The sequence below is a fragment of the candidate division KSB1 bacterium genome (genome assembly GCA_022566355.1).
Classification (GTDB): domain Bacteria; phylum Zhuqueibacterota; class JdFR-76; order JdFR-76; family DREG01; genus JADFJB01.
This window is the reverse complement of record JADFJB010000002.1, coordinates 36,610-52,889: the sequence shown is the minus strand read 5'-3', so window position 1 is coordinate 52,889 and position 16,280 is coordinate 36,610. Positions and strand designations below refer to the sequence as shown.

The following is a 16,280-nucleotide window of genomic DNA, read 5'->3' as shown; positions in this document are numbered from 1 at the left end:
TATTATAACTTTCTTAATTTATTCAACAGGATCATACCCGCCTTTAACCAATGGGTTGCAGCGTAATATTCTCCAAACAGTTAATCGTATTGCGCGGGAAAAAGTTTTTTTTTGAAAGGCTTGAATGCTATATTCTGAACAAGATGGATAAAATCTACATGTCGGTGGAAATAATGGAGAAATAGCTGCTTGGTATAAACGAATGAAAAAAACAATAATCTTTTTACTCATTTACTTTTATTTTTTGAACAATTTGCAAAATATCATCTTTCATATCGCTATAAGCTGGTATAGTTTCAAAATATTTACAATAGATCAGCCATACCCCAGATGAAAAATATTCCTTATTTGTTCGATAAATCTCCTTCATTATTCGCTTTGCTCTATTTCTATCTATTGCCTTCTTATACTTCTTGGAAACAGTAAACCCGATTTTTCTGGTTTTTCCTTTAAGATAAAAAACCGTTATAAAAGTACCCGCTTTTTTAAATCCTGACTCAAACGCTCTTTGTATCTCTTTCTTTCCACGTATTATTTCGTATTTTTTTAGAGTGTTTCTAATTACCAATTTCTTTTTTTTATTTATTTAGGACCAAATTCATCACTAACGGATAATTTTTTTCTTCCTTTTGCGCGTCTTCGCTTTAATATGTCCCGGCCGGATCGAGAGCTCATTCTTTCTCTAAAACCATGAACATTTTTCCTTTTTCTATTACTTGGTTGATAAGTTCTCTTCATCAATACTCCTTATGCCCTGTTTTTACTAAAAATAGCTTCAAAAAATAGATAAGAATATAAAATACAGCTCACACAAAAATCAAGTTTTTTTTGAAATTAAAAGGATTTTACAATCTTTAAAATTTTTTATATACTCAATTGACTTTTACTTAAACAATCCTTATTTTCGGTTAAATTTATAGAATGTTTTTTATGTGGATAATATGTGGATAACCAATTTTATTATTCTTTATAAATCAATTATTAAAATAATTGGTTGTTTTATATACTTATATTAATGAACAAGATAACCTAATTTCAATCGTCAAAAAAAGGAACTTTTTTAATGCCGGAAGTTTATGAAAGTATAGAAGAAACATGGAATAAATGCCTTGTTAAAATTGAAAAGAAGATACCTCCGCAAACATTTTCTACATGGTTCAAGCCCATTGTTCCATTAAGGATTCATGATTCAAAGCTAGTAATCCAAGTTCCAAGTCGATTTCACTATGAATGGATTGAAGAACATTACAAGGATCTCTTTAATAATGTATTTCTCGACGTATTTGGTTTTGTCCCATCAATAAATTATACCATAGCTTTAATAGAAAACTCTTTTCCAGGTGTTAACAATTATCAGGAAAAACCAACTATCACAAACGAATTGTCCTTGCCGACAAACACACGGTTAAATGACCGTTATACATTTGATAATTTCGTAGAAGGAAACAGTAATCAATTTGCAAAAGCAGCTTCATTGGCGGTAGCCGAAGCACCGGGAAAAACAACATTTAATCCTCTTTTAATTTACGGTGGTGTTGGGTTGGGAAAAACACACCTTACCCAAGCAATTGGTAACTTTGCTGTTGAGAATGGCAAAGCACATAGAATTCTATATATTTCCAGTGAAAAATTCACTTTAGATTTTATTACTTCAATTCAAAATAATAGTACAACAAAATTCAGTAAACTATACCGAAGCGTTGATCTGCTATTAGTTGATGATATCCAATTTTTTACAAGCAAGGAAAGAACCCAGGAAGAATTTTTTCATACTTTTAATGAGCTTCAACAAAAAGGCAAGCAAATCGTATTATCCTGTGATCGACCTCCCTCCGAACTTAAAGGACTGGAAGAAAGACTCATTTCTCGTTTTACATCCGGATTAATCGTAGATGTTCAGGTTCCTGATTTTGAAACCAGGATGGCTATTTTACAAAAAAAAGCGGAACAAGATAATATTCAAATTGATAATGATATTATCGTATTTATCGCAACTAACATTACTTCAAATATCAGGGAACTAGAAGGCGCCTTGATAAAACTACTTGCTCACGCATCACTTAATGGTGAGGACATTTCTTTGGATCTAGCAAAACGGGTATTAAGAGACTTCATTAAGAAAAAAAATACCCCTTTAACTATCGAAATGATTCAACGTATTATTTGTGATTATTTCAAGATTAAAGAAGATTTAATAAGAGCAAAAACCAGAAAAAAAGAGATTGTATTAGCAAGACAATTATCTATGTTTCTTTCTAAAGAATTAACAAATTATGCATTGAAAACTATCGGGTTGCATTTTGGCGGAAGGGATCATAGTACAGTAATTCATGCTTGCCAAAATATTGAAAAGAAAATAAAAAATGATAAACAATTTTCCCTGGAAATTGAAAAAATAAGAAGAAAAATTGAATTATCCGTTTAATTTTTAAATATAAAAAAAATCAAAATTAGTGATACAACATATTATAATTTTCTAATTTGATTTAGTATATCATTCTAATATATCATTCTAATAAAAACTTCTATAAAATAAATTTAACCCCTTATCCGTTAATGGGGTCGAGTTTTCTATCGAAAAAGTCAATTTAAATTTTTCCCAAATATAATTAAAAAAATCTATTTACCTAATCTATTCATAAACCTTATCACTATCATCCAGAAGAAATCTATTTTCCAACTAATTTATACCTACTATTTTTACTATTCCCTTTTTATGGAAATATATTCCATTGCGCGACGGGATGACAATTAGGAAACTTTAAGCTTAAAACTATAATTCATAAATAATCCAACTTTATTAAAACGAATCTCAATTTTAATCTAAAAAAGTAATCCACATCAAAATGTTTATATTTGCTGTTTTCTATGTTGATAAATAAAAAAAGAAAAAAAAGAGTTAAATTTGGAATATTAATAAAAACTTTTTTACACGGTTATTAGGAAGTTATAAACTTGTTATCCACAAAAATAATAAATTTATAAAAATATATGTTTATAATAATCAATAAGTTATAAACAATAAGATAGAATTTATTAACATTATCCACAAGACTACTATAACAACTAAGTTTAATTATAAATATAATAATAAAAACAGTTATACCCTTTATGTATAATATGAACAAATAGTTTGAAATTAATTCTTATTATCGGTAATTTGAATACTTTTATATCTTTCTATTTTTCAAATAGCTTTAATTTAACCTAATTAGAAATCTATATTGGAGGACTAAAATGAAATTTTCTGTAGCGCGAAACACAATTCATAAAGCGCTTCAAAAAATTATTGGAGTTGTGCCTGTTAAAACAACGTCTCCAATATTAACAGATATTTTGTTTGAATTAGAAGATAAGCAATTAAAATTAACAGCAACTGATCTGGAAATTTTAACTTCAACTTCATTCGAGGTTAATGGAGAAGAAAATGGTGTCATTGCTATTCCTGCAAAATTCTTAAATGAAATTATTAGAGAATTGGGAAATGAAGAAATTCGTTTTGAACAGGAAGATGGATACAGAATTAAACTTAGCACAAATAGAGGTGAGTATAGAATTGTTGGAGATCCTGGTGCTGATTTTCCGTTAATGCCAGTTGAAGAAAATATGAACGGTTTTGAAATGGAAAAACAGCAAGTCCAAAGAATGATAGAAAAAACTATGTTTGCTGTTTCCATGGATGAATTGCGTGCAGCATTGATGGGTGTCTTATTTCAAATTTCGTCAAATGAGTTAAGACTGGTCGGCACGGATGGCCATAGATTATCGCGAATAATAAATAGAAATTTTATGTATAAAGGTGAAGATACAGAATTTATTGTACCCATAAAAGCTTTGTCTCTGTTGAATAAGAATATTGAACAGTCTGAGGGTAATGTTAAGATAGAATTTAGTAAGAATTATGTAGTTTTTGAACTAGAGAATATTCGAATATATTCACGTTTAGTGGAAAGTGAATATCCGGATTATGACAACGTGATTCCAAAAAACAATACTAAAAAATTAGTACTAAATACGAATTTTTTAGTTGGCAGTATTCGCCGTGTTTCTATTTTTTCGAGTACTTTAACCCATCAAATTCAATTATCTTTGGAAAGCAATAAAGTTGAAGTTTCATCTCAGGATATTGATGTTGGCGGCGAAGGCCGGGAAGAATTAGATGGAGAATTAGAAGGAGATCCTTTAAATATTGCATTTAACTCTCAATATTTTTTGGATGTTTTAAAACATGTTGATACGGAACAAACCAGGATTTTGTTGGACACTTCTATTACTGCTACGATGATCTTACCGATGCAGCAAAAAGAAAATGAAGATTTACTTATGTTGCTAATGCCTGTCAGGTTAAATGAAAATTATAAAACAGAAAATTCTGCTGAAAATAAGACAACTGCTATTGATGAAAGCAGTTATTCCGTTTCTGACTAACGGAGCGTTTATTGATTTTAAGGAATTTGAATGTTGAAAATTTCAGAAATTTTTCCAGCAAAAAATATAATTTTTGTGATTCTATAAATGTCGTTTATGGTTTAAATGGTTTTGGAAAATCCAATTTATTGGAAGCTATTTCTGTTGTTTGTTTGAGTAAAAGTTTTCGTACACGAAATGATGCTAATTTAATTCAATTTCAAAAAGACAATTTTAGATTAACAGCAAATATTTATTTAGACAGTGGTATAGAGAAAAATATTCAGATTTATTATGATACAAAATTGGGAAAGCAAATTAGAATTGATCATTCTAAAATTGAATCATTGTCTGAATTGATTGGATCATTTCCGATTGTAATATTAACACCGGAAGATGATTCGATAACTTCTGGCCCACCATTTGAGCGAAGAAGATTTATAAATTTCGTATTGTCCCAACTTGATAAAGATTACTTTAAACTTTTACAAGAATATGTTCGGATTTTGAAACAGCGAAATAAAATTTTGCAGGATGCGAAAAAAAGCAGGTATAAATTTTTAGATAAAATTGAACCATGGGATGAAGAATTGTTTCACAAATCGAAAGCCATTTCGTTGAAGAGAAAGGAATTTTTGAAAGATTTAGAATTGTATGCAATTCCAATTCATAAGGAAATAACTTCGTATGTAGAAAATTTTTCTATTAGTTATAAACCAAATTTTGATCTTGATTTAAATGATTATCAGGATTTCAAAGAGGTGTTGGAAAAAAATAGAAATTTGGAAATAATCAGGGGCAGTACAATTATAGGACCACACCTGGATGAAATAACTTTTTTTATTGATGAACATGAAGTTCGTAAATATGCATCGAGAGGCCAGCATCGCTGTTTTTTATTGTCATTGAAAATTGCAGAGTTCAAAATTTTAAGGGATAAGAAACTTGAAAATCCTATATTTTTATTAGATGATGTTTATAGTGAAATTGACGAAATAAGGGAAAAAGCGGTTACGGAATATTTTTTGGAACTAAAACAAATTTTTTTGTCTACTCACCAAAGTGATATTAGCATCGAACTTAAACCGATTTATAACAAAAAAATTGAATATATCAATATTCAAAGCGAGTCTTTTGAGGATAAAGTTTTGGAACAGAATAATTAACGATGGTTCAAAATAATTTTTCTGCGATTAATGATATCATTAAAAATATCATTAAGAAATATGAACTGGAAAAAATAGTTCTCGAAGGGCAGACAGTAAAAGAATGGAATAATGTTGTAGGAACAAGAATTTCAAAAGTTACTAAAGCCATCAAAGTGTCTGATGGAAAATTATTTGTTCAGGTACTAAACAATAGTTGGCGAACAGAGCTTATGTTACTCAGATTGGAAATTAAAAAAAATATTAATAACCAAGTTGGCAGTGATTTTATAAAAGATATTATTTTTGTTTAACGGAAGGAAAGCAAGAGACTATGGTAGTAAAGGAAAAAGAGACAAAGTTATCCAAACAAACGACATATGATGCAGATAAGATAACCGTTTTGAAAGGTTTGGAAGCAGTTCGAAAAAGACCGGCAATGTATATTGGCGACATATCTCAAAGAGGCTTGCATCATTTGGTGTATGAAGTTCTCGACAACAGTATTGATGAAGCGATGGCGGGATTTTGCAATAGGATTTATCTAACAATTCACAAGGATGAAAGCATTACTGTTATAGATAATGGCCGGGGAATACCTGTAGATATTCATCCTGGAATGAAAAAGCCCGCTGTTGAAGTTGTAATGACAACCTTACATGCCGGTGGTAAGTTTGATCAATCCTCCTATAAAGTTTCGGGTGGTTTGCATGGTGTCGGTGTTTCTGTTGTTAATGGATTATCAGAATGGTTGAAGGTTGAAGTTTACAGGGATGGGAAAATATATTCGATTGATTTTAAGAGAGGTAAAGTAAGTACTCCATTAAGGGTAACCGGTTCACGAAAAAAAACAGGTACCAAAATACATTTTCTGGCAGATTCGAAGATATTTAGTAAAGTAAGTTTTCAATATGAGATTTTAATCCAGCGAATAAGGGAGCTGGCTTTTTTAAATTCAGAAGTTACCTTTTACGTTACGGATGAGCGAACGGATAAAAAAGAAGAATTTCATTATGAAGGCGGATTAATTGATTTCATTCATTATTCAGAAGAAAACAAGAATACAATTCATAAACAACCTATATATTTTCATGGATCCCGTGATGATGTGGATGTTGAAATAGCCCTTCAATATGATGATTCTTACACTGAAAATATATTTTCGTATGTAAACAATATTCCAACTCAAGAAGGAGGAACGCATCTTGTTGGTTTTAAGACTTCTTTAACACGAACCATTAATAATTATGCCAATAAAAATAATCTTCTTAAAAATGATGATGCAGCGCTAACGGGAGAAGATGTTCGCGAAGGATTAACAGCTGTTATCAGCATCAAAGTATTAGATCCACAATTTGAGGGCCAGACAAAAACAAAGCTCGGCAATAGTGAAGTTAGAGGAATAGTAGAATCTATATGCGGTGAAAAACTGGGACTCTTTTTTGAACAAAATCCACCAATTCTGAAAAGAATTGTAGAAAAATGTGTTATTGCCGCACGAGCCAGGGATGCAGCAAAAAAGGCCAGAGAATTAACACGAAGAAAAACGTCGTTGGAGGGCAGCGGTTTACCGGGCAAGCTTGCCGATTGTTCAATAAGAGATCCGGAACATACCGAAATTTACCTGGTTGAGGGTGACTCTGCAGGCGGCTCGGCGAAACAAGGTCGGGATAGAAGGTTTCAGGCAATATTGCCACTTAAGGGTAAAATATTAAATGTTGAGAAAACGCGGTTGGATAAGATTGTTGCAAATGATGAAATTCGAACCCTGGTTACAGCCCTAGGTACCGGAATAGGTACAGATGAATTTGACCCAGAAAAAGTACGTTATCATAAAATTATTATAATGACCGATGCCGATGTGGATGGGGCTCATATCCGAACATTGTTATTAACCTTTTTCTTTCGTTACATGAAAGAATTAATAGAGTTAGGCAGAATCTATATTGCCCAGCCGCCTTTATATAGAATTAAAAATGGCAAAGAAGAATTTTATGCTTACGATGATGATGAAAGAGATGAGTATTTCAAAAAGGTAAATAAAAAATCCATAACCATTCAAAGATACAAAGGTCTTGGTGAAATGAATCCGGATCAACTTTGGCATACAACGATGGATCCGGATAATCGAACAATCCTCCAAGTAACAATTGAAGAGGCTTTCGAAGCAGATCATATTTTCAATACATTGATGGGAGATAAAGTAGAGCCTCGCAGAAAATTTATTGAAGAAAATGCTAAATATGTACAAAACCTAGATGTTTAATAAAGAAGAATTACAGGAGATTTTAGATAAATAATGTCTGAAAATAGAAATAGAGTCATTCCGGTTTATATCGAAGAAGAGATGAAAAAGTCCTATTTGGATTATTCGATGTCCGTGATTGTTGCTCGAGCGTTGCCGGACGTTCGTGATGGATTGAAACCGGTACACAGGAGGGTTTTATATGGTATGCGAGACTTGGGTTTAACCCCGGATAAAGCTTATAAAAAAAGTGCAAGGATTGTTGGCGAGGTTCTAGGAAAGTACCACCCCCATGGCGATACAGCAGTTTATGATAGTATGGTAAGAATGGTCCAAACATTTTCTCTTCGGTATCCACTGGTTGATGGTCAAGGAAACTTTGGTTCTGTAGATGGTGATTCACCGGCAGCTATGCGGTATACCGAAGCTAGATTATCGAAGATTTCAATGGAGATTTTGCGGGATCTTGAAAAAAACACGGTTAAATTTATTCCGAATTTTGATGAAACCTTAGAAGAACCGACGGTTTTACCATCGGTCTTTCCAAATTTACTTGTGAATGGAGCAACCGGAATTGCTGTCGGAATGGCCACAAATATTCCGCCTCATAACTTAAACGAAATTATCGATGGATTAATCATTTTAATAGATGAACCGGAAGCAGATTTAGATCGTTTAATGACAGCTATTCAAGGCCCGGATTTTCCAACAGCAGCGATTATTTATGGAAGCAGGGAATTAAAGCAAATTTATGAAACAGGTCAGGGTAGGGTCATTTTGCGGGCACGGGCTAATGTTGAAACAAATAAAAACGGTAAAGAAAGTATTATTGTAACCGAGTTACCCTACCAGGTGAATAAAGCAAGATTGCAAGAAAAAATAGCTCACTTGATTCAGACGAAAAAAGTTGAAGGAATTAGTGATATCAGGGACGAATCGGATCGTGACGGAATGCGTATTGTCCTGGATTTAAAGCGGGATGCAGTAGCAGAAGTCGTGTTAAATCAACTATATAAGCATACACAAATGCAAACGACCTTTGGGGTGAATCTTCTTGCATTAGTTAACGGCGAACCCAAGACACTTAATTTACATGAAGCACTCCAGCATTTTATTGATTTTCGCCATGAAGTAGTAGTAAAAAGAACACAATTTGACCTGGAGAAAGCGGAAAAACGCGCCCACATTTTGGAAGGTTTAAAAATCGCATTAGACAATATTGATGCGATCATTGCACTCATTAAAAAATCTAAGAATCCAAGTGATGCAAAAGAAAATTTAATGGAACAATTTAAGCTTTCCGAAATACAGGCACAGGCAATATTAGAAATGCGTTTACAGAGATTGACCGGCCTGGAAAGAAAGAAAATAGAAGATGAAAACTTGGAGATAATAAAACAAATCGCACTTTTGAAAAGTGTCTTGGAAAGCAAAGCATTAAGAATGAAAATTATTAAAGATGAACTTTTGGAGCTAAAAGATAGATTTGGTGATGCAAGACGAACCGAGATTTTCCACATTGTAGAAGAATTTGATCTGGAAGATTTGATTGCCGAAGAGGATATGGTCGTTACAATTTCTCATAGAGGTTTTATCAAACGATTCCCGGTTACCGGTTATAGAAGGCAAATTCGGGGAGGTAAAGGCTCCACCGGTGCTTCCAATACGGAAGAAGATTTTGTCGAACAATTATTCGTGGCTTCCACTCACCACTACGTTCTGTTCTTTACGACAGAAGGTCGGTGTTATTGGCAAAAAGTTTATGATATTCCCCAATCAGGCCGTGCAACCAAGGGGCGGGCCATTGTAAATTTACTGCAACTGAATAAGAACGAATTCGTTCGAGCAGCGATTACGGTGAGACAATTTGATGATAAACACAGTATTGTTTTTGCCACAAAGAAAGGTATTATTAAGAAAACCAAATTAAGCGCTTTCAGTAAACCTCGGCGTGGTGGTATTGCCGCTATTACTATTAGAGAAGAGGATAGGCTGATCGATGCAAAAATGACAGACGGAACACAGGAAATTATTCTGGCCACCAAAAAAGGCAAAGCGGTAAGATTTGCCGAAAAAGAAGTTCGAAACATGGGACGAACCGCTGCTGGTGTAAAGGGAGTAAAATTAGCTTCGGACGATCAGGTGATTGGAATGGTAACTGTCATGCGCGGAGCAACTCTTCTTGTAGTGTCTGAAAATGGCTATGGAAAACGAAGTAATGTACCAGATTACAGAATTACTCGTCGTGGCGGAAAAGGTGTAATCGCTGTCAAAACCACGGAAAAAATAGGTAAGTTGGTTTCAATTCGTTGTGTCTACGAAACGGAAGATTTGATGATTATTACATCTAATGGTCTCATCATACGTTTACCGATTAAGACCATTCCGATTATTGGCAGAAACACACAGGGCGTTCGACTAATCAGGCTAAACCCAGGAGATAAAGTGGCTGATGTTGCCGCTTTAATGGAAGGTGAGGAGAGTTAGGCAGGTACAGTATTTCTCAGGAACCGAGATATTAATGCAGAGTTCGCGGAGAATACAGTTGTTTATCGAGAGTGCATTGGATTCCCCCCAAAGAGCTAGAATATGTCATTCAAAAAAATTGTGGGACTTTCCGTCGTAGAGAATCTACTTTTACCTATAAAAGAAGCTGTTTTTAATAAATAGAAGTTACCAGAATGTTACGATAAAGCTTCAATACAACGATCATAAAAGAAATTGAATTTTCAAAATGAATCAGTACTATTTATAGTTGAAGAATTGCCGTTTCTGTCTTAAAATTGAAAGCCTAAATCAAAAGAAAGGTCTTTTCCATTCTTCGAATTTTCACCATAGCTGAAAGAAAAGATACCAAGGATTAAATCGAAAGAAATTTTAGCGCCAATCCCAGATATAAAATCCTTGCTTACAATTTGATCTGAACTGTTTTTCCATATTGCCCCCAAATCGTATCGAATAGAGAAATAAGTATCAATTGGTATTTTACTCGGCATAAAATAGCGCAATTCCAAATTCGCTCGGATTAATCTCCGGCCGCGAAGTTCATTTAAACGAAACCCATAAAAGTGATCATTGTTTCCCATATCGAAAAATTCCGGGAAGGGTGTCGTATTCTCCGCAGCAGCCCAAACAATTTTTGGACTAACGGTCCATCGTTTTAAAAAGCTATAGTAAGATTCGAACCTGGAATAGATTTTAAAAAACGATTTTCTATTACCAAAAAATTGGGGGGACATTTTATAATAAAACAGATTGTATCTTCCATTTTTGGGAAAGGGCAATTTGTCAAGTGAGTCAACAACCCACTGTAATTTTAGGCTAACAAGGGTGTCCTTATAATCAGGAAAACCGAATCCAAAGACAGGTTTCAGCCGAATTTTTTCTACGCTGAATTCGGTTGACAAAAGGCCGTCTCGCCTTAACTGTTTTCCAAATGAAGCACGAAGTCCGGTGCGTTGTTCTTTATACTCACCGGAAATATCTCCTTGTGAAAAAGCATACAATCGTTTTTGAAAAGAGTAATTATGGAATTGAAATGAAAAATCTGAGTTGAATATTTGATTAAACTGAATTTCTAAATCTCCGGAAAGGTGTCTTTTTCCGGCAATTCCACCGATCTTAATTTGATTACCAAGTCCGAAAAGATTGTGATCGAGCCATTGAAAAAGAGATTGAAATTCGTAATCCTTGCTGAAATTATAACTTAAAATTACTAAAGTTGACGGTCTTTCTCCAACGCGTAAATTTAGATAAAGTTTATCATTACGCCAGGTATATTCAAGTTGAACACGATCAAAAAGCCCCATTCCGTAAAGATTTGTTACCCCTTTAAGGGACAAGGAGTTACGAAAATAATCACCCCTTTTTAAACCGTATTCCTTCAGAATAATAGAAGAACGAGTTCTCTTGTTTCCGGATAAATTGACGGATTCGATTTTTCCTTCATCAATAAAGATGGAAAGAATGCCCAAAGAACGATCCAAAGTTTCCTTATAAATTCTGGCTAGTGGAAAATCATTCTTTCGATAGAGTTTTAAAATGTCTTCACGATCCAGCTGCCATGTGTGAATATTAAATGACTTACCCTTTTTGTTTCTCATTATCGAAGCGAGAAGACTATCTGACAGTTGTTGGTTGTTAGTAAATTTTATTTCTTCTAAAATAGGAGAAAATGTAACGAAGATTTCAACCGCATTTGAATCTACTTCCAAACCGTATACGGAATCAACAAGACCGGAATTATATAGAGATTGAAATGTATCTAAGAGTTTGTTTTTTTCTACGGAGGTCCCGACTTCCGGTAAAAAACCATTTTTCTCAAAACTGTGTGAGCCGTTAACCGTGAGGTTGGCAATGTAATATTTTTTATCTAGAAAATTTTCGGTTGTTACGATGTTTTGAATTGCCTTTTTGATTGTCCCGATAGATTTCCGGCATGCATCAATACCGGCTTGGTAAACGATTTCGAGACTATCAAAATCCGTATTCGTACGATTCCTTAAAATTGGTGTTATTACAATATCCGACTCTTTTCTTGCTTTGTTTTTCTGGCTGACTTGCATAATGGTTGTAACCTGGTCGGCTAATTGCCAGGGTAAAAGGATTTTATCTTTTGGTCGAAGGGGAGAAGTCGTATCGATAGAAATGATCAAATCAGGATTAAATTCTACTATTCCTGGAACTGGGATATTTGCTAAAACGCCGCCATCTACAAGCAGGAAGGTATCTATCGAAACCGGAGAGAATAATAATGGAATGGCCGAACTTGCCAACATCACTTGAGCAAGATCTCCATGATCAAACAAAACAGTCTTTCCACGGATTAAATCAGTTGCAACAGAACGGAAGGGTATTTTCAGGTTATCATAATTATTTGTTGCATGATATGGCGCGTTGAGAACCAACTGGTAAAGCAGGTTATACATTTTTTGGCCAGGAGAAATTGCCGGGGGTATATAGGGTTTTGTGCCTTTTAAACGAATTTGAAGCAAGTGACGGTTTTCGGATTGTTTTTTTGAAAAGAGCAGGCTTGTTCGTTGTGGTTTATCTTCGATGATTTCTTGCCAAAGAATGCTGCTCAACTGTTGCCAAATTTCGTCAGCCGAGTACCCGGAAGCAAATAGTCCTCCCACAATACTACCCATACTTGTTCCGGCAATATAATGAATCGGGATATTGTTCTCTTCAAGAACTTTTAATATACCGATGTGAGCAATACCCCGGGCACCACCGCCGCTAAGAACCAACGCAATTCTGGGTTCTAAATTTCTATAACGAGGAAAAAGTAGCTCCGTTTGTAAGCTTTTGGAATTTGTAGGCAGCGAAATTTTACTGGGCTGAAATGCACCGACATCGGTGGTGTGAAAGAGAAAGATAATCCCTAAAAGTGCTGAGCTAACCCAAAAATTAAGTTTTTGCTGGGTTAAAGAAAATATTTTGATTGTTAAAAGCAATGGTATACCAGTTGAATTGATTTGGATTAAACCTTAATTTTGTAACGAAACAACATAAATTTCAACAGATTTCTATGAATATAATCAAATCCGGTGTCAACACACCGCTAAAATTATTAATCCTTTCCAGTTTTATGGCTGCGTTAACTGCGGTGGGTGCACAAATCCGTATTCCAATGTTTCCGGTTCCCTTTACGTTGCAAACGTTATTTGTATTATTATCGGGGAATTTATTGGGCGCTATTTGGGGCGGTTATAGCATGTTGTTATATCTCGCCTTAGGATTAATCGGCTTTCCGGTCTTTGCCGGAACATCAGGTTTGGGAGTTGTTTTTACCCCCACATTTGGATATTTACTTTCGTTTCCAATATGTGCCTATTGGGTCGGCAAAAGGATAGACAGAGAAAAAGAAAACAAAAAGAGTTTTAGGAGGATTTTTATTATTAATGTTATTGGGCAAATTTGGATTTTTGGTTTGGGAGTCCCTTATTTATGGCTAATTTCAAAGCTATATATGGGGAATCATCTCCCACTAAAAAAAGCATTGATGGTAGGTTTTGTTATGTTTATACCGGGAGCACTGATAAAAGCAATGGTTGCGGCCTGGATAACCAATCATATGAAAAAAGGAAATTTGATTTAGCTTTCCCTTTTTGATCGAAGAACACTGAAAATGTTTTGTACAAAACAATAAGCTAAAACAACAAAGTAATTAGAACCCTCCAAAAGGAAATCAAGATAAAAGACAGGCTTTATAACTTTTTTCAGTGTTATCCGCTGTTGAATTATTTAGTTTAGAGTATTATGCAATATTTAATCGGAATCGATGGCGGGGGAACTAAAACAAAAGCGGTTTTAAGTGATCTGGACGGAAAAACAATCTGCACCACCGAAGCGGGTCCATCTAACATATTAGTTGTTGGAGAAACAGGAGTCAAAGAAGTTTGTTCAACTTTAGTTACGAGTTTTATTGAAAAACGAAAACTTAAACCAGAAGAAATTGTGTTTTGGTCGCTTGGGCTTGCCGGAGCAGGACGGGAACCAGATCAAAAAAGGGCACAAAAAGCAGTTGAGTCTTTAGGGTTTGAGAATAAGGTTTTTGTTACCAGCGATGCATATGTTGCACTGATCGGGGCATTTATCGGAAGGGAAGGTATCATTACTATATCCGGAACCGGGTCAATTTGTTTTGGGGTAGACGACTCAGGCCAATTGTTTAGATCCGGAGGATGGGGCTATTTATTAGGCGATGAAGGAAGTGGTTATTTTATAGGCCAACAAGCATTGATAGCCGCACTCAAAGATTATGATCACCGGGGACCATCAACAAAATTACGCAGTTGCTTGGAAAATCATTTTAAAGTAGAATCTATACATGAGATAATTCCGAGAATCTATAAAGCAAAAGAGGGAGTAAAGGAAGAGATAGCGGATATTGCTCCGTTGGTATTTCGTGAAGCGGCTTCAGGCGATCAAATCGCAAACGAAATCATATTGCGGTCAATCGAGGAATTGGGGAATTTAATACTTTCGATAGCAAGGCAAATGGGAAAATTAGAGGGTTCTATAGAAGTTGCAACGGTAGGTTCTATTTTTCTTCAGAAGGAAAAGGTAATGCCGAAATTGCAATCTTACCTGGGAAAGCATTTTAAATTGATTAATATTCACGAGCCGGAACTAGAACCGGTCAAGGGGGCTATTTTATTGGGGTTAAAAAAATTAAAGATTAAAGTCACGGATAAAATTTTGTCTAATTTGAAATCATCCAATGAAATGGCTTGAGAATTTAAAAAACAAAAAAATTGTTCAAGCCATTGGATTAATGTCCGGCACATCTGTCGATGGCCTTGACATGGTTCATCTCCGGATCGAGTCAACTTCAAATGGACCTCCGGGATTTGAAGTTCTATCATTTGATACAAAAACGTATGCACCAAATATCAAGGAATTAATTTTAAGGAACATGTTTCCCAACAAAAGTTCATTAGAAGAAATTTGTCGATTAAATTTTGAACTTGGTTTTCTCTTTTCGGACTACCTGCTAGAATTTCTCGGAGAAAAAAAAATAAACTCTGAAAGCATTGATTTTATCGGATCCCACGGACACACCCTCATCCATTTGCCAAAAAGAGAGGAAGCAAAGGAGCACAAAGCCGGAACGTTGCAGGTTGGTGATCCTGCGATTATTGCTAATAGTTGCGGAATTTTAACAGTGGGAGATTTTCGAATCGCAGATATGGCTTTGGGCGGTGAGGGTGCACCACTTGTTCCTTTTTTTGATGCTTTGTATTTTATCCATCCACAAAAGAACCGGATCGTTTTGAATATTGGCGGGATCGCTAATATAACCTCACTGCCAGTAAAAGTTGAACCTGAAAATATCGTGGCTTTTGATACTGGACCGGGAAATGTTTTGATTGACTATTTTGCAAACCGTTATTTTAGAATGCCGTTCGACAAGGATGGCGAAATAGCAAAATCAGGTAAGATACACGACGATTTATTAGAGTTGTTACTGGAGGAGCCATATTTTTATAAATTTCCGCCCAAATCAACCGGTAGAGAATTGTTTTTGTCGACATTTTTGGAAAAAGCACGGGATAGGATAGAAAAGAAAAGAATTATTCATTTGGATGTATTGGCCACAGTTACCGAACTTACAGCAAAAACCATTAGTTATGCGATTAATAATTTACAAGAACAAAAAAAGTGGAATGAAATCCTCGTTAGCGGTGGGGGAGTGAAAAACCAATTTTTAATGAAGAGATTACAGAGTTATTTTTCGGACTCAGAGATTTTGACTTCAGAAATTATTGGAATTGATCCAGACATTAAAGAAGCAGCCTGCTTTGCAATCCTTGCATATTTTACTTTGCTGGGAAAACCCAATAACGTGCCTTCTGCTACTGGAGCTCGGGTGCATGCTATATTAGGGAAGGTTTGTTTGCCTACATTAAACTGAACTGTAATTCAACCGCCATGATCCATCACCTTTTGCTGGATATTTTTTAAGTAAACCGCTATCC

At 34.7% G+C, this 16,280-nt stretch carries 13 protein-coding genes; 9 read left to right on the top strand and 4 right to left on the bottom strand.

Annotated features, from left to right (window positions below):
* Nucleotides 1-18: 18 nt before the first annotated feature.
* Genes yidD through rpmH form a run of 3 tightly spaced genes read right to left on the bottom strand, consistent with a single transcriptional unit; the run spans nt 19 to nt 738 of the window.
* Nucleotides 19-231, bottom strand: a complete 213-nt coding sequence (gene yidD / locus IIC38_00765) for a membrane protein insertion efficiency factor YidD (GenBank protein MCH8124493.1) — start codon at nt 229-231, stop codon at nt 19-21.
* Entirely contained in the window at nt 224-562 is a 339-nt protein-coding gene (gene rnpA, locus IIC38_00760) for a ribonuclease P protein component (protein MCH8124492.1), read from the bottom strand. The genes yidD and rnpA overlap by 8 nt, the downstream gene beginning before the upstream one ends.
* Nucleotides 563-582: 20 nt before the next feature.
* The gene (gene rpmH, locus IIC38_00755; GenBank protein ID MCH8124491.1) at nt 583-738 is read right to left on the bottom strand and encodes a 50S ribosomal protein L34; all 156 of its coding nucleotides are present in this window, start codon (nt 736-738) and stop codon (nt 583-585) included.
* Between the two features lie 325 nt (nt 739-1,063).
* On the opposite strand from rpmH, the gene dnaA reads away from it, so the two are divergent.
* From dnaA to gyrA, 6 genes are all read left to right on the top strand, one after another.
* A complete protein-coding gene (dnaA, locus tag IIC38_00750) occupies nt 1,064-2,425 on the top strand; it encodes a chromosomal replication initiator protein DnaA (GenBank protein MCH8124490.1) in 1,362 nt (453 codons plus the stop codon).
* Between the two features lie 812 nt (nt 2,426-3,237).
* On the top strand, nt 3,238-4,428 hold the full coding sequence (dnaN, locus tag IIC38_00745) for a DNA polymerase III subunit beta (protein MCH8124489.1): 1,191 nt from the start codon (nt 3,238-3,240) through the stop codon (nt 4,426-4,428).
* 11 nt (nt 4,429-4,439) lie between these two features.
* On the top strand, nt 4,440-5,573 hold the full coding sequence (locus tag IIC38_00740) for a DNA replication/repair protein RecF (GenBank protein MCH8124488.1): 1,134 nt from the start codon (nt 4,440-4,442) through the stop codon (nt 5,571-5,573).
* 2 nt (nt 5,574-5,575) lie between these two features.
* Complete coding sequence (locus tag IIC38_00735) at nt 5,576-5,866, top strand: DUF721 domain-containing protein (GenBank protein MCH8124487.1); 291 nt, start codon at nt 5,576-5,578, stop codon at nt 5,864-5,866.
* 20 nt (nt 5,867-5,886) lie between these two features.
* A complete protein-coding gene (gene gyrB, locus IIC38_00730) occupies nt 5,887-7,818 on the top strand; it encodes a DNA topoisomerase (ATP-hydrolyzing) subunit B (GenBank protein ID MCH8124486.1) in 1,932 nt (643 codons plus the stop codon).
* Nucleotides 7,819-7,851: 33 nt separating this feature from the next.
* Entirely contained in the window at nt 7,852-10,284 is a 2,433-nt protein-coding gene (gyrA, locus tag IIC38_00725) for a DNA gyrase subunit A (protein ID MCH8124485.1), read from the top strand.
* 290 nt (nt 10,285-10,574) lie between these two features.
* Here gyrA and IIC38_00720 read toward each other — a convergent pair whose 3' ends face one another.
* Complete coding sequence (locus tag IIC38_00720; GenBank protein ID MCH8124484.1) at nt 10,575-13,253, bottom strand: patatin-like phospholipase family protein; 2,679 nt, start codon at nt 13,251-13,253, stop codon at nt 10,575-10,577.
* A gap of 74 nt (nt 13,254-13,327) precedes the next feature.
* On the opposite strand from IIC38_00720, the gene IIC38_00715 reads away from it, so the two are divergent.
* The 3 genes from IIC38_00715 (at nt 13,328) to IIC38_00705 (ending at nt 16,216) form a co-directional block, all read left to right on the top strand.
* Nucleotides 13,328-13,897 carry a biotin transporter BioY gene (locus tag IIC38_00715; protein MCH8124483.1) on the top strand — a complete coding sequence of 190 codons (570 nt, stop codon included), beginning with the start codon at nt 13,328-13,330 and terminating at the stop codon, nt 13,895-13,897.
* 161 nt (nt 13,898-14,058) lie between these two features.
* Nucleotides 14,059-15,036, top strand: a complete 978-nt coding sequence (locus IIC38_00710; protein MCH8124482.1) for a hypothetical protein — start codon at nt 14,059-14,061, stop codon at nt 15,034-15,036.
* Nucleotides 15,023-16,216: an anhydro-N-acetylmuramic acid kinase gene (locus IIC38_00705; GenBank protein MCH8124481.1), complete on the top strand. Its 1,194-nt coding sequence runs from the start codon at nt 15,023-15,025 to the stop codon at nt 16,214-16,216. The genes IIC38_00710 and IIC38_00705 overlap by 14 nt, the downstream gene beginning before the upstream one ends.
* Nucleotides 16,217-16,280 lie beyond the last annotated feature (64 nt).